Annotated in this window: 18 protein-coding genes and 1 other RNA gene; 14 read left to right on the top strand and 5 right to left on the bottom strand. The window is 63.5% G+C overall.

Annotated features, from left to right (window positions below; all coding sequences use genetic code 11):
• Positions 1-53: 53 nt before the first annotated feature.
• Positions 54-1,181: a glycosyltransferase family 4 protein gene (locus C8E00_RS11045; RefSeq protein ID WP_243833174.1), complete on the top strand. Its 1,128-nt coding sequence runs from the start codon at positions 54-56 to the stop codon at positions 1,179-1,181.
• On the opposite strand, the gene C8E00_RS11040 is transcribed toward C8E00_RS11045, so the two are convergent.
• The gene (locus tag C8E00_RS11040; RefSeq protein WP_133697549.1) at positions 1,163-1,867 is read right to left on the bottom strand and encodes a 3-deoxy-D-manno-octulosonic acid kinase; all 705 of its coding nucleotides are present in this window, start codon (positions 1,865-1,867) and stop codon (positions 1,163-1,165) included. The two genes, C8E00_RS11045 and C8E00_RS11040, sit on opposite strands and share 19 nt — an antisense overlap.
• On the opposite strand from C8E00_RS11040, the gene C8E00_RS11035 reads away from it, so the two are divergent.
• From C8E00_RS11035 to waaA, 3 genes are read left to right on the top strand one after another with little or no spacing between them, the layout of a single operon-like run.
• Positions 1,866-2,978 (top strand): glycosyltransferase family 9 protein, encoded by a 1,113-nt coding sequence (locus tag C8E00_RS11035; protein WP_133697548.1) that lies wholly within the window; start codon positions 1,866-1,868, stop codon positions 2,976-2,978. The genes C8E00_RS11040 and C8E00_RS11035 overlap by 2 nt on opposite strands.
• The gene (hldE, locus tag C8E00_RS11030; RefSeq protein WP_133697547.1) at positions 2,968-4,398 is read left to right on the top strand and encodes a bifunctional D-glycero-beta-D-manno-heptose-7-phosphate kinase/D-glycero-beta-D-manno-heptose 1-phosphate adenylyltransferase HldE; all 1,431 of its coding nucleotides are present in this window, start codon (positions 2,968-2,970) and stop codon (positions 4,396-4,398) included. The genes C8E00_RS11035 and hldE overlap by 11 nt, the downstream gene beginning before the upstream one ends.
• Positions 4,399-4,404: 6 nt before the next feature.
• Entirely contained in the window at positions 4,405-5,706 is a 1,302-nt protein-coding gene (waaA, locus tag C8E00_RS11025) for a lipid IV(A) 3-deoxy-D-manno-octulosonic acid transferase (protein ID WP_133697546.1), read from the top strand.
• Between the two features lie 34 nt (positions 5,707-5,740).
• Here waaA and rpiA read toward each other — a convergent pair whose 3' ends face one another.
• Entirely contained in the window at positions 5,741-6,412 is a 672-nt protein-coding gene (rpiA, locus tag C8E00_RS11020; protein ID WP_133697545.1) for a ribose-5-phosphate isomerase RpiA, read from the bottom strand.
• A 163-nt stretch (positions 6,413-6,575) separates the two neighbouring features.
• Here rpiA and ilvA point away from each other — a divergent pair, with 163 nt between their 5' ends.
• On the top strand, positions 6,576-8,219 hold the full coding sequence (ilvA, locus tag C8E00_RS11015) for a threonine ammonia-lyase, biosynthetic (RefSeq protein WP_341765852.1): 1,644 nt from the start codon (positions 6,576-6,578) through the stop codon (positions 8,217-8,219).
• A 471-nt stretch (positions 8,220-8,690) separates the two neighbouring features.
• Here ilvA and C8E00_RS11010 read toward each other — a convergent pair whose 3' ends face one another.
• From C8E00_RS11010 to C8E00_RS11000, 3 genes are all read right to left on the bottom strand, one after another.
• On the bottom strand, positions 8,691-9,308 hold the full coding sequence (locus tag C8E00_RS11010) for a 5-formyltetrahydrofolate cyclo-ligase (protein WP_133697544.1): 618 nt from the start codon (positions 9,306-9,308) through the stop codon (positions 8,691-8,693).
• Between the two features lie 8 nt (positions 9,309-9,316).
• A non-coding RNA gene (ssrS, locus tag C8E00_RS11005) (6S RNA) lies at positions 9,317-9,500 on the bottom strand.
• A gap of 74 nt (positions 9,501-9,574) precedes the next feature.
• Complete coding sequence (locus C8E00_RS11000) at positions 9,575-9,892, bottom strand: cell division protein ZapA (protein WP_133697543.1); 318 nt, start codon at positions 9,890-9,892, stop codon at positions 9,575-9,577.
• 210 nt (positions 9,893-10,102) lie between these two features.
• Here C8E00_RS11000 and C8E00_RS10995 point away from each other — a divergent pair, with 210 nt between their 5' ends.
• The 9 genes from C8E00_RS10995 to C8E00_RS10955 all read left to right on the top strand — a co-directional run bounded on the left by C8E00_RS10995 (position 10,103) and on the right by C8E00_RS10955 (position 21,465).
• The gene (locus tag C8E00_RS10995; protein WP_133697542.1) at positions 10,103-10,708 is read left to right on the top strand and encodes a UPF0149 family protein; all 606 of its coding nucleotides are present in this window, start codon (positions 10,103-10,105) and stop codon (positions 10,706-10,708) included.
• Positions 10,709-10,773: 65 nt separating this feature from the next.
• Complete coding sequence (gene pepP, locus C8E00_RS10990) at positions 10,774-12,111, top strand: Xaa-Pro aminopeptidase (RefSeq protein WP_133697541.1); 1,338 nt, start codon at positions 10,774-10,776, stop codon at positions 12,109-12,111.
• 178 nt (positions 12,112-12,289) lie between these two features.
• On the top strand, positions 12,290-13,492 hold the full coding sequence (gene ubiH / locus C8E00_RS10985; protein ID WP_133697540.1) for a 2-octaprenyl-6-methoxyphenyl hydroxylase: 1,203 nt from the start codon (positions 12,290-12,292) through the stop codon (positions 13,490-13,492).
• A complete protein-coding gene (locus C8E00_RS10980) occupies positions 13,489-14,745 on the top strand; it encodes a UbiH/UbiF/VisC/COQ6 family ubiquinone biosynthesis hydroxylase (RefSeq protein WP_133697539.1) in 1,257 nt (418 codons plus the stop codon). The genes ubiH and C8E00_RS10980 overlap by 4 nt, the downstream gene beginning before the upstream one ends.
• Before the next feature lie 98 nt (positions 14,746-14,843).
• Positions 14,844-15,320, top strand: coding sequence for a GFA family protein (locus C8E00_RS10975; RefSeq protein WP_133697538.1), 477 nt, complete (start codon positions 14,844-14,846; stop codon positions 15,318-15,320).
• A 430-nt stretch (positions 15,321-15,750) separates the two neighbouring features.
• A complete protein-coding gene (locus C8E00_RS10970; protein WP_243833171.1) occupies positions 15,751-17,442 on the top strand; it encodes a methyl-accepting chemotaxis protein in 1,692 nt (563 codons plus the stop codon).
• Positions 17,443-17,591: 149 nt separating this feature from the next.
• Positions 17,592-18,128 (top strand): macro domain-containing protein, encoded by a 537-nt coding sequence (locus tag C8E00_RS10965; protein WP_133697536.1) that lies wholly within the window; start codon positions 17,592-17,594, stop codon positions 18,126-18,128.
• A 161-nt stretch (positions 18,129-18,289) separates the two neighbouring features.
• Positions 18,290-20,497 carry an OsmC domain/YcaO domain-containing protein gene (locus C8E00_RS10960; protein WP_133697535.1) on the top strand — a complete coding sequence of 736 codons (2,208 nt, stop codon included), beginning with the start codon at positions 18,290-18,292 and terminating at the stop codon, positions 20,495-20,497.
• Between the two features lie 485 nt (positions 20,498-20,982).
• A complete protein-coding gene (locus C8E00_RS10955; protein ID WP_133697534.1) occupies positions 20,983-21,465 on the top strand; it encodes a GNAT family N-acetyltransferase in 483 nt (160 codons plus the stop codon).
• The last annotated feature ends 70 nt before the right edge of the window (positions 21,466-21,535 follow it).

The raw sequence follows: 21,535 nt of genomic DNA, 5'->3' as shown, positions 1-21,535 counted from the left end.
CCTGTGCCCGGTGGCGTCGACGCGTGAGTCGAACATTGTCCGAGGAGCTTGCCTTGCAGCACAAGGTCTTGCATATCTGTTTATCCCGCGGCTGGGGCGGGCTGGAAATGTATCCTGCGCGCATTATACCCGAGCTGGCCCGCCAGGGGTGGCGTACCTACGTCCTGGCGCTCGAAGGAACGCGCCTAGCCAAAACGTTGGTCGACGGCGAGGCGGCCGAGGTGTGTAGTGTGCGCTCACCCACGCGCGCGCTCTTGCAATTGCCGGCACTGGTGCGCTGGCTACGCCGCATTGGTATCGGCGTCGTGCATTGTCACAAATCGAGTGATTTGCGCCTGGGCGCATTGCTCAAGCGCCTGTGTCCCGAATTGCGTCTTGTCTTCACTGATCACATGGGCGTCACGCGGCCCAAACAGGATCCCTACCATCGCTGGGTCTATCGGCATGTCGATCGTGTGCTGTCGATCAGCGAAGCAACCCTGACGCGCAACCGTCAGGCCTTTCCATTGCCCCCTTCGCGTATCACGTTGCTGTACCTGGGCATCGATACGGCGGATTTCGTGCCCCAGCTCGATGCCGCGGCGCGTCAAGCATTGCGGGATGCGCTGGGTATTCCGCGCGGGGCGGTGACGATCGCCTTGCCGGGGCGCCTGACGCCGGGCAAGGGACAGCAAGTGTTGCTGGATGCCTTTAGGCGGCTGGTCGAGGCGGGCGATCATCAGTCGCACCTGGTGCTGATCGGCGGGCTGGAGGCGGACGAGGGTGGCAATCCCACCTTCATCGCTTCCTTGCAGCAGCAGATCCACGAACAGGGCCTTGGCGAGCGGGTCACGTTCACGGGGTTTCGGCGGGATCTGGCGCGGCTCTTTGAGGTGATGGATATCGTCTGCGTGCCGTCGCGCAACGAAGCCTTCGGCCTGACGGTGATCGAGGCGATGGCGGCGGGCAAGGCCGTGGTGGGCGCCGACAGCGGCGCGATCCCCGAGCTCCTCGACGCCGGCAGCGGTCGACTTGCCGATCCTCAAGACCCGGCCGCCTGGGCAGCGACGCTTAGTGAGTTACGCGATGCCCCGGCGCTGCGCGAACGCCTTGGCGACGCGGCGTGCCGGCTGGTCAATGCGCGCTTCACGCTGGCCCATCATGTCACAGGGCTGCGTGCGATTTACGGCGATACCGCGTAGCCTTGGCGGACTGTCTGCAATGCCTGCGGGGCGCCGAACTTGGCCAACGAACGCCCCAGGCGTTCCAGGTTGGCTTCTTGCCAGCGTCCCGGCGTGCGCAGCCGGCAGCGGTCGAAGTCGATCAGCCAGATGCCGTCGTCGGCGTCGACGAGCAGGTTGCGAGCGTTGAGGTCGACATGGTCGAGCCCGGCGTCGTGAAAACGGCGCACGGTATGACCGACCCGCCTCAGAAGGGCAGGCGTCGCCGTCGGCAGGCGCTCGGCCAAGGCCGTGACATCGGGAATCAGTCGTGTGATCAGCGCCGCTTCGTAGCTCAGGGTGTGGTGCCAAACGGCGGCGGCGACCGGCGTGGGTACTGGCAGGCCGCGCCGCTTGAGCTCGGCGGTCAGGCGCATCTCGCGAAAGGCGCGGGTACGTTCGAGTCCGGTCCATGCATAGCGTGCGTCGCTGAGTCGTGCGATCAGGCCTCCGCGTCGATAGGGTCGCAGCGCCCAGCGCTCGTCGCCATGCGTGACGAAAAGACTCGCCCCACGCCCTGGCGCTTCGCCGAGCACGGCATCGCGTGAGCGCCAGAACGTGGGGGTGAACCAATCCGCGCCGATTTGTGGCCCTTGGCCGGCGTCACATAGAATGTCGGCATCATATAGAATGAATGCCTGTCCCGTTTGGAATGTTGCCAACCGCATGAAGCATCCTCTGCCCGTCCGTCCCGCGCATATCGGCGTGCTGCGACTCTCTGCGCTGGGCGATGTCTGCAACCTCGTCCCCACCATTCGTGTGTTGCAACGCCTATGGCCCGATGCCCGGATCACTTGGATCATCGGCAAGGGCGAGCACAGTCTACTGGCCGGCCTCTCGGGGGTCGAGTTCATCGTCTACGACAAGGCCACGGGCCTGGCCGGCATGCGTGAGGTCTGGCGTCAGTTGGGCGATACGCGCTTTGATGTGTTGTTGCACATGCAGCAAGCGTTGCGCGCGAGCGTCCTCTCCCTGGGGCTCAAGGCCGACCTGCGCATCGGCTATGACAAGGCGCGGGCCAAGGACTGGCAGCATTGGTTCACGCATCGTCAGCTGGCGCCGCATGCTCATGCGCACGTACTGGCGTCGTTTCTCGACTTTGCGCGCCTGCTGGGTGGTGAAGAACGCGTCGATGCCGAGCCCCTGCGTTGGGATCTGGCGATCCCCGACAGCGCCTACCAGGAAGCCGCGCACGTCACCGGCGAGGCGCCTTACGTGGTGATCAGCCCCTGCGCCAACCCGCGCCTGCGCAATTTCCGCAACTGGTCCGCCGAAGGCTATGCGGCGGTGATCGCGCATGCCTGGGAGGAACATGGCTTGCGCACGGTGATGACCGGGGGCGGCAGTACCCAAGAGCAGGAAATGGGCGCGCGCATTCGCGCCCTGTGCGCCGAGGAGGCGGTGATCGATGCCATCGGCGCGACCTCGCTCAAGGGGTTATTGGCCATGCTCGATCGTGCACGCATGGTGATCGCGCCCGACTCTGGCCCCGTCCACATGGCCAACGCGCTGCGCACCCCCACGCTGGGGCTTTACGCTACCACCAATCCCGATCGCGCAGCGCCTTATTGCTGGCGGCGTTTCGTGGTCGACCGTTATCCCGATGCCGTGCGCCGTTATCTGCACAAGTCACCGGAGGCCATCCCGTGGGGCACGCGCGTGCGGCACCCCGACGCCATGAGCCTGATCCATGCCGACGACGTCATCGCCCAATTCGATGCCTTGCTGGATGCCTCGCCGTCCGCTTCGCCTCGCTCGGAGCCCGACCATGAAACTTGATCTGACCGTTCTCGAACAGGCCCGCCTACTGGTGGTGGGCGATGTCATGCTCGACCGCTATTGGCATGGCGGCACCTCACGCATCTCGCCAGAAGCGCCGGTCCCGGTGGTCAAGGTCGGTGAATCGGAAGACCGACCCGGCGGCGCCGCCAACGTGGCGCTCAATATCGCCGCGTTGGGCGCGCATGCCGCGCTGGCGGGCGTGGTCGGCGAGGATGACAATGCCGCCTTGCTCAAGGCGCGTCTCGAAGCATCCTATGTAAGTACTCACTTCCATCGTAGCCCAGATATCCCGACGATCACCAAGCTGCGCGTGATGAGCCGCAACCAGCAGTTGCTGCGTCTCGACTTCGAGGAATCGCTGTGGGAGATCGACACCCAGGGCCTGACCGAGCGCGTCGAGGCGGCGCTACCCGACGCCGATGTGGTCATCCTTTCCGATTACGGCAAGGGCAGTCTCAATCGCGTCGAGACGCTGATCGCCACTGTGCGTGGCGCCGGCAAACGGGTTCTGGTCGATCCCAAGGGGCATGACTTCGACAAGTATCGTGGGGCGAGCATCATCACCCCCAACCTGGGCGAGTTCGAGGCGGTGGTGGGGCCGTGCCCCGACGATGCCACGCTGGCCGAGAAGGGCGAGCAGCTACGCGCCGAGCTGGCACTCGAGGCGTTGCTGATCACACGCAGCGAGAAGGGCATGACCTTGATCCGCGAGGGCCACGCGCCGCTGCATCTGCCGACGCATGCGCGCGAAGTCTTCGATGTCACCGGTGCCGGGGATACCGTCATCGGCGTGCTGGGGCTGGCGTTGGCGGCCGGTCACGGTTATCCCGAAGCGATCATGCTCGCCAACCTGGCGGCGGGTCTGGTGGTCGCCAAGCCGGGGACTGCGACGCTCTCCATCGCCGAGCTCTACACAGCGCTGCATGGCGACAAGCTGGCCGAATTCGGCCCCATCGAGGAAAGCGCATTGGTCGACGCGGTGCGCGCGGCCAAGCTGCGCGGCGAGCGGGTAGTGATGACCAACGGCTGCTTCGATATCCTGCATGCCGGCCACGTGGCCTATCTCGAGCAGGCCAAACGACTGGGCGACCGGCTGATCGTGGCCGTCAACGACGATGCCTCCGTGGCGCGCCTCAAGGGGCCCAAGCGGCCGATCAACGCTCTCGAACGGCGCATGCAGGTGCTGGCGGGCTTGAGCGCCGTCGACTGGGTGGTGCCCTTCGCCGAGGAAACGCCGGCACGCCTGATCGCCGAGGTGTTGCCCGATGTGCTGGTCAAGGGCGGCGACTATCGCCCCGAGGACATCGCCGGCGGTGAAGCGGTCATCGCCGATGGCGGCGAGGTTCGGGTGCTCAACTTCGAGGATGGCGTCTCCACCACCGCCATGATCGGCACCATTCTCGACCGGGAAGGCTAAGGCGCGATGCTCACGCCCCGTCTCGCGCGCGGCCTCTACAGCGCGCTTTTGTATCTGCTCTCACCATTGATCTGGTGGCGGGTATGGCGTGAGCATGCGCTCACTAACAAGCGTGCGGAACGGTTGGGGCTGATTACCGGCACGGCGGACGGTACGCCGACGATCTGGCTGCATGCCGCGTCGGTCGGCGAGGTGCTGGCCGCGCGTCCCCTGATCGAGGGTCTGGCGCGGCGCCATGCCGACCACCGTCTGGTGGTCACTACCATGACCGCCACCGGCGCCGAACGCGTACGGGCGCTGTTTCCCGGCGAGCGCTACGCGCTGACGCATTATTTCCTGCCGCTGGACTTTCCGGGCGCGGCGCGGCGCTTCATGAGGCGCTTGCGACCGTGCCTGGCGATCATCGTCGAGACCGAGCTGTGGCCCAACCTGCTGGCAGCATGTGATCGGCAACACGTTCCCGTGGTCGTCGCCAACGCGCGGCTCTCGGAGAAGGCCTTCCAGGGCTATCGCAAGGTGGCGCCATTGCTGCGTGGTGCACTGGGTGCGATCAGTTGGCTCGCGGCCAAGTCGCCGGTGGATCTCGAACGCTTCACGGCACTAGGGTTGGCCGGTGCGTGTGGTGACGTCGTCGGCTCGATCAAGTTCGATCTGCCCATCAATGCCGAATTGCGTGATGAGGGTGAGCGCTTACATACCCAGTGGGGCGCGCGATTCGTGTGGGTGGCAGGCTCGACCCATGAAGGCGAAGACGAGCAGGTTCTGGCCGCGCATGCTCACCTGCGACGCACGCACCCCCAGGCACTGCTGGTGCTGGTGCCGCGTCATCCGCAGCGCTTTTCGGCGGTGGCCGAGCTGTGCGAGGCACGCGGCGAGTGCCTCGCACGGCGTTCGCAAGGTGAAACGCCCAGCACCGAGACAAGCGTCCTGCTGGGCGACACCATGGGCGAGCTGATGCGCTTTTACGCCGCAGCGGACGCCGCCTTCGTGGGCGGCAGCCTGGTGCCCATTGGGGGACACAACCTGCTCGAGCCCGCCGCGCTTGGCGTGCCGGTACTCACCGGGCCGCATCTGGAGAATTTTCAGGACATCGCCGAGACCCTGCGCGAGGCCCAGGCGCTATGCGAGATCGGCGACGCCGAGGCCTTGGGCGAGGCCTTGGCGACCCTCGCCGACGCTCCCGATCAGCGCCGTCGGCTAGGCGCCGCCGGTGAAGCGGTGGTGGCCGCCAATCGCGGTGCCCTGGAAAAGACGCTGGAAGGCATCGCGGCGCGCCTGTCGGGCACGTCCTCCCCTTCGGCACGCTAACGCGTCGCCACTCGGCTCGGCTCGACCCGCGTCTTCAAGGCGTATAGCGCTCGACGCCATTCTCCGTCCCCAACAGCAACACGTCCGCGCCGCGCTGGGCGAAGAGCCCGTTGGTCACCACGCCGACGATATTGTTGAGGCGCTGTTCCATGGCCTTGGGGTCCTCGAACAGGCATTCGTAGCCGTCGAGGATCTGGTTGCCGTTGTCGGTGACCACGCCGTCGCGGTAGACCGGTGTGATGCCCAGCTTGACCAGCTCCCGCGCCACATAGGAGCGGGCCATCGGGATCACCTCGATGGGCAGCGGAAAGCCGCCGAGCACGTCGACGTGCTTGGAGGCGTCGGCGATGCACACGAAACGCTCGGCGCAGGCCGCGACGATCTTCTCGCGCGTCAGCGCCGCGCCGCCGCCCTTGATCATGTTGAAGTGCGCATCGATCTCGTCGGCGCCGTCGACATAAACCGGCACCGTGCCCACGTGGTTGAGCTCGAAGACATCGATGCCGTGGCCTCGCAGGCGTTCGGCCGTGGCGTCCGAGCTTGCCACCGCGCCTTGAAAGTCGTGTTTGAGCTCGGCGAGCAGGTCGACGAAGAAATTGGCGGTGGAGCCGGTGCCCACGCCGATGATGGTGTCGCGGCCGAGCAAGGGCTTGATATCCTCGATGGCGGCGGCGGCCACCGCGCGCTTGAGTTCGTCTTGGGTCATGGTGCGTCCGTATGGGCGTTCGTATCGCGTCGTAAGACGTTTGTGTAAACGTTCATATAAGCGTTCGTATAAACGTTCTTGTAAATTCGTATAAGCGCTCTTGTAAAAGAGTATCGGCGAAATCCTTGCCCATTATAGAGCTTATCCGCGATACATAAGAGACATGGCGGCACACGCGAGACTGGACGCTGTGCCACGCCCTCTGCTAACAATGGAGGTTTGCTATCGGTCCGCCAGCCCCCTGACGCACCGATTTCACAATGAGACGCGCGAATTCGCAGGACACACCAGAATGCTAGAAGAGACCGTCAAGAAAATCCTCCAGGCACGCGTATACGAAGCGGCCCGGGAAACGCCGATATCCCCTGCTCCCTTCCTCTCCCGCCGTCTCAACAACACGATTCTGATCAAGCGTGAGGACCTGCAGCCGGTCTACTCCTTCAAGATTCGCGGCGCCTACAACAAGATGGCCCAGTTAAGCGAAGAGCAGAAGGCCAAGGGCGTGATCGCCGCCTCTGCCGGCAACCATGCCCAGGGCCTGGCCATGGCCGCCAAACAGATGGGCGTCAAGGCGATCATCGTGATGCCGCGCATTACGCCGGATATCAAGGTTCAGGCCGTGCGGGCGCGCGGCGCCAAGGTCGTGCTCAAGGGCGATGCCTTCGGTGAGGCGCTGGCACATGCGCGCGAGCTGATCGACGCGCATGGCTACACTTACATTCCGCCCTTCGACGACAACGATGTGATCGCCGGCCAGGGCACGGTGGGCATGGAAATCCTGCGCCAGCACAGCGGTCCGCTGGATGCGATCTTCGTGCCCGTGGGCGGTGGTGGTCTGCTCGCCGGGGTGGTGGCCTATATCAAATACTTGCGCCCCGAGATCAAGGTTTATGGCGTGGAGGCGGAAGATGCGGCCTGCCTCAAGGCAGCCATGGACGCCGGCGAGCGCGTCACCCTCGATCAAGTCGGGGTGTTTGCCGAAGGCGTCGCCGTGGCGCAGATCGGCGAGGCGCCATTCGAGATTCTGCGCCACTGGATCGACGGTGTGATCACCGTCAACACCGACGAAATGTGCGCGGCGGTCAAGGATATCTTCGAGGACACGCGCGCCGTCGCAGAGACCTCCGGTGCACTCTCGCTGGCCGGGCTCAAGAAGTATATCCAGCAGCAGAACGCCGAAGGCCAGACGCTGTTGTGCATCAACTCGGGCGCCAATACCAATTTCGACCGTCTGCAGCACATCGCCGAGCGCACCGAGCTGGGTGAGCAGCGCGAGGCGATTCTGGCGGTGACGATTCCCGAGCGCCCCGGCAGCTTCAAGAAGTTCTGCAAGACCATCGGCAAACGCATGGTCACCGAGTTCAACTACCGCTATGCCGATCCCGAGCAGGCGCATATCTTCGTCGGCGTGCAGGTCAAGCCGGGCGGCGACGACCGCCAGGCGGTGATCGACAAGCTGCGTGAGGCCGACTATCCAGTGGAGGATCTCACCGATAACGAGCTGGCCAAGCTGCACATTCGCCATCTCGGCGGTGGACGCCCCAAGGAACACTTCAGCGAGGAAGTCTATCGCTTCGAGTTTCCCGAGCGCCCCGGTGCGTTGATGAACTTCCTGACGCACTTGCCCGCCGACTGGAACATCTCGTTGTTCCACTATCGCAATCACGGCGCGGCGTATGGCCGGGTCCTGGTAGGCATGCAGATTCCCAATGGCGACCGTGCCCATGTCGAGGAACACTTCGAGCGCATCGGCTATCGCTACTGGAAGGAGTCCGACAATCCGGCTTATCGCCTGTTCATGGCGTGAAGCACTATGGCTTCCTGGAGGCCGTGTCATAGCTCTCGTTTATAAGGATTTTTATTTCCATAGATTCTGATGTCTGTAGTATGACGAATAGCAAATAAGAACATCGTTCGTTAACCAAACGTTTCATTCTTGTGCACGAGGCCAGTTGTCAACCCATACGGCTGGCCCTATAGTCGTAAGCGCTATTTGGGGTGCCATAAAAAAACAGTCCTTTACGGAGCAGGAAATGAAACGCAAGCCTGATTTGGTCATGGCTTTAGTAATGTTGTTTGGCTTGGGTGTCGTGGCGACGGGGTACGCACAGACCCTGATGGGCGCTGGATGAGCGCTTGGGTCTCTGGGCGCATTCACCGGTCGTATTGACCGCCCGAGTGTTTGCATCATGACCTGCCAAGCGGCCGACGATGGGGTAACCGTCGTCGGCCGCTTGCGTTGGGGCAACACGGCACGTCGTACAAGGCCGAAAAAGCGTTACGGACGCACGGTGCGGGCGTCGCTGACGATAGCATCGAGGGGCACGTCCCAGTTCGCGATGGGCAAGCGTTCGACGTACTGACAGTCGTGGGCAAGGCCGATCAGGCATGGGTGCGGTCGGCGCAGACGCTTGAAGGCGAAGGTGCGGTCGTAGAAGCCGCCACCCATGCCCAGTCGATTGCCCTGGGCGTCGAACCCCACCAGCGGCATGAGGACGAGATCCAGCGCCCAGGCCGGCAAACGCCGTGCGCGATGCGCGCCATGACGCGTGCACGGCTCCGAAATAGCGAAACGGTTGGTGCGCATGGGCGTCTGGGCATGGTAATGCACGAACCACAGGCGGTTGTCGGACAACGGACGCAACACCGGCAGATACACGCGAGCGCCACGGCGGCGGAACCATGCGATCAGTGGCGTGGGGTCGATCTCGCCGTCGTTGGGTAGATAGAGCGCGACGCGGCGTGCGCGCTTGACCTCCGGCAATCGCCGTAGGCGGCGGCACAGTGCATGCGCGGCCTGACGGCGCTGCGCTGGAGAAAGCTGGCGTCGACGTTGGCGCAATGCACGACGCAGACTGCGTCGGTCGGATAGTTCGGGCGGGGTGGCGTGCGTCATGTTCGGTGAGGTTCCCCAAAGTGCCGCTGTCGTTCTGGCCCTGAACCTAAAGGTTCAAGGTGGGTGGCCGCAGACGAGTCATCAGGCTTTCCGTCGCACGGACATGCACACAGACTCGTCTAGCAATTGGCCCCCATGGTAATGCGCATAGGCTCGAGGGACTATAACGACTGGCGAACACCTCAGGGAACGCCTCTATCGTAGCAGATACCCGGGCGCGGCTAAAACGCCGTAACGTGGTGCGTTTTTCGCGAGCGGTCGGAACGTCAGTTCGAGGCGGTATCGTCAGCGGGGGGCGCATCGGTCAAGGCTTGCTCCAAACGCTCGCTGAGGCGCGACAGGCTGGCCTCGCTCTCACGTTGGGTATCGAGCGCTTCGAGGAGTTCATGCGTGATGTTCAGCGCCGCCATGATGGCGATTTTCTCGGCGCCCTGCACCTTGCCTTGGGAATGGATGCCATTCATGGCGCGGTCCAGATAGCGCGCCGCGCGCTTGAGGTCGTCTTCCTGATCGGGCGGGCAAGCGATCACGTAGGGGCGTCCCAGCAACGTGATCTCGATCGTCTGCCGCGAGGCGTCGTTCATGGAGCGCTCCAGAGCGGGCCAAGGTCGGGCCCGATGCGGTAAGATATAACGAGGTTTCCGCGTCATGCGCGGTGAAGGGAACGGCCTCGACGATATCGGCATCCTGCCGTCGCGAGCCTGCGTTCGCCGCCATGTAAGCCATCGATCACTATAAAGAGCCGCCGGGTCGTGGTCAACGCGGTTCGGCGGCCTGCACCACAGGACCGCATCATGTCCCTAATCGACGAGCAACTCGATTTTTCACGCGTCGCCGACACCTTTCTTGCCCACGGCAGCCTGCAGTCGCCGGCGTTTCTCGACGGCCGCTTGTGCGCACGCCTTGCGCTGGCCGACATCGGTGCCGATACCTGGCTCGAGGAGGTCTGCGCGAGCCTGGGGGTCGAGCAACCCAACAGCCGCGAAGATGGCGAAGTCCTGCTCGCCTGGCGACGCCAGGCGCTGGATGCCTTGGCCGCGCCGGAGCTCAATTTCGAGCCGCTGCTGCCCGATGACTTGTTCTCCCTCGCCGAGCGCGCGCACGGCCTTCAGGAGTGGACTCAAGGCTTTCTGGAAGCCATCGTCGAGGCCGGCGGGCAGAGCGATGACTGGTCACCGGCTTTGCGTGAAGTCCTCGAAGACCTCGGGTCGCTCGTCAACCTGGAGATCGAGCTCGAGGACAACGCCGAGAACGAGAACGACCTCTTTGCCTTGACCGAGCATGCACGCATGGCGGCCATGTTGCTCTATACCGAGCAACATCCCGGCGAGCCCCAGGTCGAGCGCGTCGAGAACGCGGATAGCGACGATGGCACCACGCCACCTTCACAGCTCCACTGACGCACTTTTCGGGCCGGGTATGCCTCGGCCCACCTTTCCATCCTAGCGCTACCCGAGGAGTGCCCATGACGCGTACTGCTCTGCCGCGTCCGGCGGCGATTTCCCCTGCTGAATACCGTGCCCGCCGCCAGTCGCTGATGGCGGTCCTGCCGCCGCAAAGCGCCGTGCTGGTCGCGGCAGCTTCGTTGAAGACCCGCAACCGCGACAGCGAATACCCGTTTCGCCAGGACAGCGACTTTCATTATCTGAGCGGTTTTCCCGAGCCGGATGCCCTGCTGGTGCTGCTGCCCGACCGTGACGCTGGCGAGGTCGTGCTGTTCTGCCAGGAAAAAGATCCGCACATGGAGGCCTGGACCGGTCTTCGCATCGGTGCCGAGGCCGCCGTGACGCATTACGGTGTCGATGAAGCCTACACGAACGACACCCGGGATGCCCTGCTGCCCGAGCTGCTCGAGGGCCGTGAAACGCTGTATCTGCCCCTCGATAACGGCGAGATGCTGGCCCTGGCCGAGTCGCTGCGCGCCGAACTGGCGCCCCAGGCCCGACGTGGTGTGCGGACACCGCGTGCCTTCGCCGATGTGGCGCCGTTGATACACGAACGACGCCTGATCAAGAGCGAAGCGGAGCTCGACCTCATGCGCCACGCCGCGCGTATTTCGGCGCAGGCACACCGTCGGGCCATGCAAAACGTCTCGCCGGGGCTTTTTGAGTATCAGCTTCAGGCGGAGCTCGAGCACGAGTTCGTCTGGCACGGCGCGCGTGCCCCGGCCTATGCGACGATCGTCGGCGGCGGCGAGAACGCCTGTGTGCTGCACTATATCGAAAACGGCGCAACGCTGAACGACGGCGACCTGGTGTTGATCGATGCCGGGGGCGAGTTCGACCTCTACGCCGGTGACATCACCCGTACCTTTCCGGTCAATGGATGTTTCACCGCGGCCCAGCGAGAACTCTATGACCTCGTGCTCGAGGCTCAGTGTCGTGCCGTGGCGGCCGTCGCGCCCGGCACGACATTGCAGGCGATACACGAAGGTGTCGTGCGTGACCTGACCGACGGCCTCATTCGCCTGGGCTTGCTCGAAGGCCCGCTCGAGGCGCGCATCGACGATCACGGATACCGGCGTTTCTTCCTGCACGCCACGTCGCACTGGCTGGGGCTCGACGTGCATGACGTCGGCGATTATCGGCTGAATGGCGAACCGCGGGTGCTGGTACCGGGCATGGTGCTGACCGTCGAACCCGGGCTCTATATCCCCAACGCCGAGGATATTCCCGAGGCGTATCGCGGTATTGGCATTCGCATCGAGGACGATGTGGCGGTGACCGCCGTTGGACGGGAGGTGCTGACGACAGATGTGCCGACATCGGTGGCGGATATCGAGGCACTCATGCATGAAAAGTGATCAATTTTTGATCGCCATGAATAATAGTTACGTAATTACGTTATGAATACGTAAGGACGGTGTCCGTGACAGGGAAAGCCCCGCCACGACTGCCGTCCATGTGCTTAACGTGGTACAAAACAGCGTGTCTTGCCATCGCTGATGGCGAGACCTTCTAAGCCGACAGGGAGAGCTTGCGATGCCCCGCAATCGGGTGGATATCGCCATCGTGGGTGGCGGCTTGGTCGGTGCCAGTTTGGCGTGTGCCCTGGCGCCGTTGATCGAGCGCCATGGGCTGCGCGTGGCGGTGATCGAGGCCGCGCCGTTGAACGCAACGCAACCTACGACGTATCAGCCCAGTTTCGATGCCCGCGCCAGCGCCATCGCGCAAGGCTCGCGCCGGCATTTCGAACGGCTCGGGGTGTGGACGTCGATGGCCGAGCGCGCCACGCCGATTCGCCAGATCCACGTCAGTGAACGCGGGCGTTTCGGGGCGACGCGGCTGACAGCGAACGAGTTCGACCTCGACGCGCTGGGCTACGTGATTCCCAATGCCTGGATGGGCCAGGTACTGCATGCCGCTCTCGGGGCATTGCCGCTGACCTGGCATTGTCCGGCGCGTGTCGACGACATCGTGCCCATCGCCGATGGTCACTGCCTGACGCTCAGCGACGGCGCCTGCCTGGAGGCCGGCTTGACGGTGCTCGCCGACGGCGGACGCTCGGGACTCAAGGAACGGCTGGGCATCGCCAGCCAGGCGCAGCCCTATGAACAGCATGCCTTGATCGCCAACGTCGAGGTCAGTCGCGATCACGGCGGCGTGGCCTACGAGCGGTTCTCGTCGCAAGGCCCGATGGCGCTGTTGCCGATGGCGGGGCGCCGGATGGCGCTGGTCTGGACGCATGCCAGCGAGCGCCGCGAAGATGCCCTGGCGTGGTCGGATGCCGAATGCCTGAGACGCTTGCAAGACGCTTTCGGCGATCGCCTCGGACGCTTTCGCCACATCGGACGTCGCGACGCCTATTCGCTGTCGTTGGTCACTGCCAACGAACCGGTGCGCCCCCATCTAGCGATCATGGGTAATGCGGCTCATTCACTGCATCCGGTCGCCGGCCAGGGGTTCAATCTCGCCTTGCGGGGCGTGATGGACCTGGTTGCGACGCTCGAGTCTGGCTTACCGCGCGGACATAACCCCGGTGGCGCGAATCTGTTGAGCGACTTCGAAGCCCGTCGCGCCGCTGACCGGCGTAACGTGATCCGCTTCAGCGATGGCCTGATTCGCCTGTTCGGCATCGAGCATGCCGCCTTTTCCCACCTGCGCGCCGCAGGCCTGGTGGGACTCAATATCGTGAGTCCGCTGCGACGCACCCTGGCGCGCCGCGCCATGGGGCTGGAGCGATGACGGCCGACGAGGAACTCCGCATGGATGAAACAACGCAGGATGAAGTGATCGTCGTCGGCGGCGGCATGGTTGGTGCCGCGCTGGCGGCGCTGCTCGGCGAGGCCGGCATCTCGGTGACGGTACTCGATGCACGTCCGGCGCCGCTGGCCAGCGACGAGGTCGGTCGCGGCCTGCCTGCGCCCCGGGTCAGCGCCCTGACGCCGGTATCTCAGCGCTTGCTGACGCACCTGGGCGCCTGGTCGTGGATGGCCGAGCGGCGCGTGTCGCCCTATCAGGGCATGCGCGTCTGGGATGGCGAAGGCAGTGGTGAAATCGCCTTCGAGGCAGTGGATATCGGCCTGCGCGAGCTCGGCCATATCGTCGAGAACGACATCGTCCTGGCGGGACTCGAAACGCGCCTCGCTGCTCTGCCGAGCGTGACCCAGCGGTACGGCGCGCGCGTGTCGGGGATCGCGCGCGAAGACGAGACGCAGACATTGACCCTCGACGATGGCAGCCGCTGGACGGCGCCGCTGGTGGTCGCCGCCGACGGCGCGCGCTCCCCGCTGCGTCGCCTGGCGGGCATCGAGGTGCGCGAGCACGATACCGGCCATGTGGCGCTGGTCACCACGCTGCGCTGCGAGCAGGCCCACGGTGGCGTGGCGCGTCAGGTCTTCCTGCCGGACGGGCCGTTGGCCTTTCTGCCCCTGCGGGTCGACGAAGACGATCACCACTGCTCGATCGTCTGGTCGACCCGCCCCGAGCACGCCGAGAAGCTGCTGGCGTTATCCCCGGAAGCGTTCGCCCAGGCCCTGGGTGACGCCATGGAAGGCCGACTGGGCAAGCTCGACGTGCTCGACAAGGTACACCACTTCCCGCTGACTCAGCGTCATGCTCGCGATTACACCGCCCCCGGGCTGGCCCTGATCGGCGACGCGGCGCACAGCATTCACCCGCTGGCCGGCCAGGGCGTCAATCTCGGCTTTCTGGATGCGGCGGTGCTGGCGGAAGAAATTATCCACGCACGGCAGCGTGGCGTAGCGCTCGGCGACGCCCGCACGCTGGCGCGTTACGCCCGTCGACGGCGTGGCGACAATGCCGCCATGCTGGCGCTGATGGACGGCTTCCGCCTGCTGTTCGGCGCCCGACACCCCGCATTACGATTGATACGTAACGTCGGTCTTTCCAGTACCGACAAACTCATGCCCCTCAAACGCATCATGATTCGCCAGGCTGCCGGCGAGCGCGGCGAGCTGCCCGCCGTGTGTCGCTAGGCACGACCTGACTGGTCCTGCCGGGCCGATCTGCCATGTGCATCCAGGCTCTGTGCTTCTAGACTGATTATGCGACATTCGCCTTGGGAGATCTCTGCATGCGACTCGACGGTTCCTGCCATTGCGGCGCGGTGCGTTTCGGCGTCGATTCCCCGCACCCCTATCCCTATCAGCGCTGCTATTGCTCCATCTGCCGCAAGACCGCCGGCGGCGGCGGCTATGCCATCAACTTGAGCGGTCGCGCCGAGACGCTCGACGTGCAGGGGCGTGAGCACATCACTGTCTATCACGCCGTCATCGATGGCGAGACCAGCACCGGCGAGCGCCACTTCTGCCGGCATTGCGCCAGCGCATTGTGGGTCTTCGACCCTCAATGGCCGAGTCTGGTGCACCCGTTCGCCCCCGCCATCGACACGCCTCTGCCCACTCCGCCCGAGCACGTTCACCTGATGCTCGACAGCAAAGCCAGCTGGGTCGAGGTCGACGCTCGGGAAAACGACCAGTGCTTCGCCGGCTACCCTCAGGAGAGCATCGCCGAATGGCACCAGCGGCTGGGACTGGAAGACGACGCATAGCCACCCAAGCTCACCGCTTGAAACCCGGATAATGGCGGGCCGTTCGCCCTGGAATGCCGCCCGCCATCAGTTTGGCCTCGTGCGGGTTCGGCGGTCTCGGCGTCGAATCCGTCCGATCGTTCGTCCTAAGGGCGATGCCCTCGACGATCCCGCGTCGATAGTCTCGTGGTCTGGTGTCGTTGATCCAGGGCCTCGGGTGCCCCGTCCAGTGTTCTCGTGACTGCCTGCCATGACCAGGAGTGCGTGCTCGTCAGGAATTGCTGGCATTTCTTTGTACAATACTTTACCTTCTGTACAAGATTTGTATATGACGAGAGTTTCCGGTCGCCAGGCGTTCTCGGCGCATATGCCTCCTTCGAATCGCAGGAAAAGGAATAACAGAGTGAAAAACCTTTTTTCATGGCTACGGGGCACGACGATTCGGGCCCGGATGACGGCCGGCTTTGCCAGCGTGCTCTTGCTGATGGTCATCCTGACCGCCGAGGGGGTGCGCGAGGTCAACCTGATCGACCACAGCATGCAGGTCATCAATGACGTCAACAGCGTCAAGCAGCAGTATGCGGTCGATTTCCGAGGCAGCGTGCATGATCGCGCCATCGCCGTGCGCGATGCGGTCCTGGTCGACGACGCGGCCGACCTGACGCCGATCCTGGCGGACATTCAACGCCTCGAAAGGGACTACCGCGAGGCGGCAGCCGGCATGCGGGAGATCTTCTCGGAGAGCAATGTCACCGCCGAAGAGCGTAACGCCCTGGCCGCCATCCAGGAGATCCAGGCCACCACCATGCCGCTGATCGAGGAAGTGCTCGAGCGGCGTCAGGCAGGCGATATCGCGGGGGCCAAGCAGTTGCTGCTCGACGCAGCGGCGCCGGCCTTCAGCACCTGGCTCGACGACATCAACACCTTCATCACCCTGCAAGAAGAGCTCAATGCCGCCGAAACCGGCTTTGCGCGCAATATCGCCGAGAACTTCCAGATCACCATGATCTTGCTGTGCCTGGGGGCCCTGGTGATCGGGGGGCTGGTGGCCACGTTGCTGACCCGGTTGCTGCTGCGCGAGTTCGGTGCCGAGCCCTACGAGGTCAAGGCTTTCGCCGAAGCGGTGGGCAATGGCGATCTGACCCGTCAGGTGGCGCTGAAACCGCAGTACCGCAACAGCATCATGGCCGCCCAGGTGGCGATGGCGGAGCGACTGAAGAAGACGGTCTGGGAAGTGCGCGGTTCGGCCGAATCGGTGGCCACCAACAGCGAGCAGATCGCCGAGGGGAACAATGACTTGGCCTCCCGCACCGAGCAGCAGGCCAGCTCGCTGGCCGAGACCGCTGCCGCCATGGAACAGTTGGGCAGCACCGTCCAGCACAACGCCGACAATGCCGCCGAGGCGCGCAAGCAGGCCGCCAACGCCTCGAGTATCGCCGAAGAAGGTGGCGAGGTCGTCACCCAGGTGGTGCAGACCATGCGCGACATCGATGCCAGCTCCAATGAAGTGGCCGATATCATCACCATGATCGATGGCATCGCCTTCCAGACCAACATCCTGGCGCTCAACGCCTCCGTCGAGGCGGCGCGCGCCGGTGAGCATGGCCGAGGTTTCGCCGTGGTCGCCCAGGAAGTACGCGAGTTGGCCAGCCGTTCCGCGACGTCCGCCAAGGAGATCAATACCCTGATCACCGCCAACCGCCAGCGTGTCGAGCAGGGCACGGAACTGGCCACGCGCGCCGGCAAGACCACCGAGGACGTGGTGGCTTCCGTGAAGCGCGTGACCGAGCTGATGGAAGAAATCAGCAACGCGACCGCCGAGCAGAGCGACGGGGTACAGCAGGCCGGCGAAGCCGTCGCGCAGATGGATCAGGTCACGCAGCAGAACGCGGCCCTGGTCGAGCAGAGCGCCAGCGCCTCCAACAACCTCAAGGCGCGTGCCCACACGCTGATGGAGCTGATGTCGACCTTCGAGCTCGGTACGGCCTCTGCGCAGGACACACCGTATGTGGCGCAGCGGTCCTGGGCCGCCACCGGCGGCGCACAACAACCGACGTCGACGGCCGCGCCTGCCCCACGTCTGACGACCCCTCGCCGCTCGGTGCGCCACACGGCCGAGGAAGAAGAGTGGGAGGCATTCTGACCGGCGGGTCAAGGAGCTTGTGGCAGCGTGGCGCCTTACCTATCCTGCCTGGTATCTCCGAAGAAGTCCTGTCATGCGCGAAGGCCCTTACCCTTCGCGCATGGGCCATGCGTTGAAACAACGGATCGGATACCCATGGAGGTGAGTTCATGCCGACACGACATCTTCAAGGCGTCACACTCGAGTGCGTGCAGGGGGATATTGCACGCCAGCCGGATATGGACGCCATCGTGAACGCGGCCAATGCGGAGCTGCGGATTGGCGGCGGTGTGGCGGGTGCGATTCATCGGGGCGCCGGGCCGGAACTGGAGCGGGAATGCCAGCCGCTGGCGCCCATTCAACCGGGGCAAGCGGTGATCACCGGCGCCCATAATTTGCCCAACCGTTCGGTGGTGCATTGCCTGGGTCCGGTGTACGGCGTGGACGAGCCCGTCGAGCCGCTGCTGGCGGCCTGCTACCGCAACGCACTCGAACTGGCCGAGCAAAACGGGCTCGGTTCCATCGCCTTCCCGGCGATCTCGACCGGTGCCTTCGGGTATCCGCTGGAAGCCGCGACGCAGGTAGCGTTCAAGGCGGTGCTCGAGATGCTGCCCCAGTTATCCTCGGTCAAGCATATCCGTTTCGTGCTGTTCCAGGAGGCGGACGCCCGAGTCCATGAAGAGGTTCTCGAGCGCTTGCTCGATTGAAAAGGACCATTAATTGAGACCCTGCCATTGTCGGGCGCCGGACGGTCCCGCTGTCGGTGTTCTGCCTTTCTCCCACACCCCAAGACACACCCGCTTGAAACCCGGATAATGGCCGGCAATTCGCCCCCTGGGCGCACCCGACACCAACCCGGTTCGTGTACATGGAAATCAAGGTCAACTTTCTCGAAAACCTGCGGCTGGCGGCCAAGTTCGACGACTTCACCGTCGAGACCGACCAGCCTATTCGCTACAAGGGCGACGGCTCGGCGCCGAGTCCGTTCGACTACTTCCTGGCCTCCTCAGCGTTGTGTGCGGCCTATTTCGTGCGCTTGTACTGCAACGCGCGGGATATCCCCACCGAGAATATCCGGCTGTCGCAGAACAACATCGTCGACCCCGAGAACCGCTACAACCAGATCTTCAAGATCCAGGTGGAGCTGCCGGAGGACCTTTCCGAGAAAGATCGCACCGGTATCCTGCGTGCGGCGGAGCGTTGCAGCGTCAAGCGCGTGATCCAGAACGCGCCCGAGTTCCAGATCGAGACGGTCGAGAACATCGACGAGGACGCTCAGGCGCTGTTGATGGGCACGAATGCCAAGGACGACGACGCAGGCGGCGAAACCTGGATCGAGGGCAAAGACCTGCCGCTGGAGCGCACCATCGCCAACATGACCCGGATCCTCGAGGGTTTGGGCATGAAGATCGAGATCGCTTCGTGGCGCAACATCGTGCCCAACGTCTGGTCGCTGCATCTGCGCGACGCGGCCTCGCCGATGTGCTTCACCAACGGCAAGGGCGCGACCAAGGAAGCGGCGCTGTGCTCGGCGCTGGGCGAGTTCATCGAGCGCCTCTCCTGCAACTTCTTCTACAACGATCAGTTCTTCGGCGAGGAGATCGCCGATAGTGCCTTCGTCCACTATCCCAGCGAGCGCTGGTTCCCGCTGGAAGACGACGACGCGCTGCCCGCAGGGCTGCTCGACGCACATTGTCGGGCGATCTTCGATCCGGACGGCGAGCTGCGCGGCTCGCACCTGATCGACACCAACTCCGGGCGAAAGGATCGCGGCATCGTCGCGCTGCCGTTCAAGCGCCGCTCCGATGGCGAGACGGTGTACTTCCCCTCCAACCTGATCGAGAACCTCTACCTCAGCAACGGCATGAGCGCCGGCAACACGCTCGCCGAGGCCGAGGTGCAGTGCCTTTCCGAGATCTTCGAGCGCGCGGTGAAGAAGGAAATCATCGAGCAAGAGATCGTCCTGCCGGACGTGCCGGAGGAGATGCTGGCCAAGTACCCCGGCATTCAGGAAGGCATCGCCGCGCTGGAGGCCCAGGGCTTCCCGGTGCTGGTCAAGGACGCCTCGCTCGGCGGCCGCTACCCGGTGATGTGCGTGACCCTGATGAACCCGCGCACCGGCGGAGTGTTCGCCTCCTTCGGCGCGCATCCGAGCTTCCAGGTCGCGCTGGAGCGCAGCCTTACCGAATTGCTCCAGGGGCGCAGCTTCGAGGGCCTGAACGACCTGCCGCAGCCGACCTTCAGCTCGCTGGCGGTCTCCGAGCCCAACAACTTCGTCGAGCACTTCATCGACTCCTCCGGGGTGATCTCCTGGCGCTTCTTCAGCGACCGCACGGATCTCGACTTCCACGAATGGGACTTCGCCGGCACCACCGCGGAAGAAGCCGAGCGCCTCTACGGACTGCTCGCCGATCAGGGCCTGGAAGCCTACGTGATGGAGCATGAGGACCTGGGCGCGCCGGTGTGCCGCATCCTGGTGCCGGGGTATTCCGAGGTATACCCGGTCGAGGACCTGGTGTGGGATAACACCAACATGGCGCTGGACTTCCGCGCGGACATCCTCAACCTGCACGCACTCGAGGATGAGCGCCTGGCCGACCTGCTCGAGCGCCTGGAAGAAAGTCAGCTCGACGACCACATCAAGGTCGGCACGCTGATCGGCATCGAGTTCGACGACAACACCGTGTGGAGCGAGCTGACCATCCTCGAGCTCAAGCTGCTGATCGAGATCGCTCTGGGCGAGTACGAAACAGCGCTGGAGCACGTCCAGATGTTCCTGCAGTTCAACGACAACACCGTGCAGCGCGGCCTGTTCCATCAGGCCATGCAGGCGGTGTTGGAGATCGCCCTGGACGACGACCTCGACTTCAACGACTACCACCGCAACCTCACGCGGATGTTCGGCGAAGAGACCATGCGCCAGGTGATCGGCGCGGTGAACGACGAGGTACGCTTCCCCGGGCTGACGCCCACCAGCATGGGGCTGGAAGGCATCGACCGCCACCAGCGCCTGATCGAAAGCTACCGCAAGCTGCACGCCGCGCGGGCGGCCGGGGCGGGCATCGCCACCTCGTAAACCGCACCTCCCCACCCTCTCCGCCACCGCCACGCACGGCGCGCCCCGGCGGAGAGGGCATTTTCCCCCTCATGCGTTAATACCAGCCCCACCTCTACGACCAACCGCCGTTTTGCATCCATCACCACACTTGAATACTCTGATTCACTAAAGTCACTTAGACGGTCATATAAAAGAACGACAACGACATAACGCAGGGACTACCGCATGGGATGGCAAGGGCGCATCACGGCTTGCAGGGTAGGGGCGGTAGCGTGCCTGGAGCCGTGACCTACCGCTGTTACTCCCTCCACACGCTGGCCCCGATAAAGCGCGCAAGCACGCTAATGCTGAATAGATTGCCGAGTTACGGTTATCACATTTTAAGCCAATAAGTTAGAGGCTGGTTGGCGCGCTAGATAATATTTTTGAATGAGAATCGTGTTTAAGTGGGGCGAGTGCGCGGTCTAATGCTTGTTATATGTTGCTAGAAACGGGAGTATAAAATGTCAGGTTTAGAAATTCGTCAAGCAAAAATTGAAGACTCGGCTCTGATTCATAGATTTATTACAGAGCTCGCTGTTTATGAGAAAGCAGAAAACGAAGTATTGGCTACAGTCGCTGATATAGAAAATTCTTTATTCGGTTCCGAATCGACTACTGATGCCGTTATTTGTAATTTCAATAACGAGCCTGTTGGTTTTGCGGTCTATTTTTTCAATTTCTCAACATGGCTTGGTAAGCATGGGTTATATCTTGAGGATTTGTATGTGTCTCCTGAGCATAGAGGTGTCGGTGCCGGAAAGGCTCTTCTGAAGCACCTTGCAAAAATCGCATTGTCGAAAAATTGTGGTCGCTTCGAGTGGAATGTACTTGACTGGAATGAACCGGCGATACGGTTCTATAGGTCAATAGGTGCAGAACCACAAAGTGAATGGGTAGGCTATCGTTTGTCTGGAAAAGCACTTAAAGAATTTGCACGTAGTTAACAAAGTATAATAAGTCGAAGAGGTTCGCGGCCGGTGGCCGCAGGACGCCCTTTCCGTTGCACTCCAAGGG

Source organism: Chromohalobacter marismortui (assembly GCF_004364315.1).
In the GTDB taxonomy this organism is placed as follows: domain Bacteria; phylum Pseudomonadota; class Gammaproteobacteria; order Pseudomonadales; family Halomonadaceae; genus Chromohalobacter; species Chromohalobacter marismortui.
The sequence above is the reverse complement of the archived record's forward strand: the minus strand, read 5'-3'. Positions and strand labels throughout refer to the sequence as shown.

Bases quoted from the DNA above. Each gene is read 5' to 3' on its own strand.
- pepP (WP_133697541.1), top strand. From the start codon at position 10,774: ATGACGCGTACTGCTCTGCCGCGTCCGGCGGCGATTTCCCCTGCTGAA.
- C8E00_RS10995 (WP_133697542.1), top strand. From the start codon at position 10,103: ATGTCCCTAATCGACGAGCAACTCGATTTTTCACGCGTCGCCGACACC.
- C8E00_RS10960 (WP_133697535.1), top strand. From the start codon at position 18,290: ATGGAAATCAAGGTCAACTTTCTCGAAAACCTGCGGCTGGCGGCCAAG.
- C8E00_RS10965 (WP_133697536.1), top strand. From the start codon at position 17,592: ATGCCGACACGACATCTTCAAGGCGTCACACTCGAGTGCGTGCAGGGG.
- C8E00_RS10970 (WP_243833171.1), top strand. From the start codon at position 15,751: ATGACGGCCGGCTTTGCCAGCGTGCTCTTGCTGATGGTCATCCTGACC.
- C8E00_RS11010 (WP_133697544.1), bottom strand. From the start codon at position 9,308: ATGACGCACGCCACCCCGCCCGAACTATCCGACCGACGCAGTCTGCGT.
- hldE (WP_133697547.1), top strand. From the start codon at position 2,968: ATGAAACTTGATCTGACCGTTCTCGAACAGGCCCGCCTACTGGTGGTG.
- ubiH (WP_133697540.1), top strand. From the start codon at position 12,290: ATGCCCCGCAATCGGGTGGATATCGCCATCGTGGGTGGCGGCTTGGTC.
- C8E00_RS11040 (WP_133697549.1), bottom strand. From the start codon at position 1,867: ATGCGGTTGGCAACATTCCAAACGGGACAGGCATTCATTCTATATGAT.
- C8E00_RS10955 (WP_133697534.1), top strand. From the start codon at position 20,983: ATGTCAGGTTTAGAAATTCGTCAAGCAAAAATTGAAGACTCGGCTCTG.
- rpiA (WP_133697545.1), bottom strand. From the start codon at position 6,412: ATGACCCAAGACGAACTCAAGCGCGCGGTGGCCGCCGCCGCCATCGAG.
- C8E00_RS11000 (WP_133697543.1), bottom strand. From the start codon at position 9,892: ATGAACGACGCCTCGCGGCAGACGATCGAGATCACGTTGCTGGGACGC.
- C8E00_RS11035 (WP_133697548.1), top strand. From the start codon at position 1,866: ATGAAGCATCCTCTGCCCGTCCGTCCCGCGCATATCGGCGTGCTGCGA.
- C8E00_RS10980 (WP_133697539.1), top strand. From the start codon at position 13,489: ATGACGGCCGACGAGGAACTCCGCATGGATGAAACAACGCAGGATGAA.
- waaA (WP_133697546.1), top strand. From the start codon at position 4,405: ATGCTCACGCCCCGTCTCGCGCGCGGCCTCTACAGCGCGCTTTTGTAT.
- ilvA (WP_341765852.1), top strand. From the start codon at position 6,576: ATGGCGGCACACGCGAGACTGGACGCTGTGCCACGCCCTCTGCTAACA.
- C8E00_RS10975 (WP_133697538.1), top strand. From the start codon at position 14,844: ATGCGACTCGACGGTTCCTGCCATTGCGGCGCGGTGCGTTTCGGCGTC.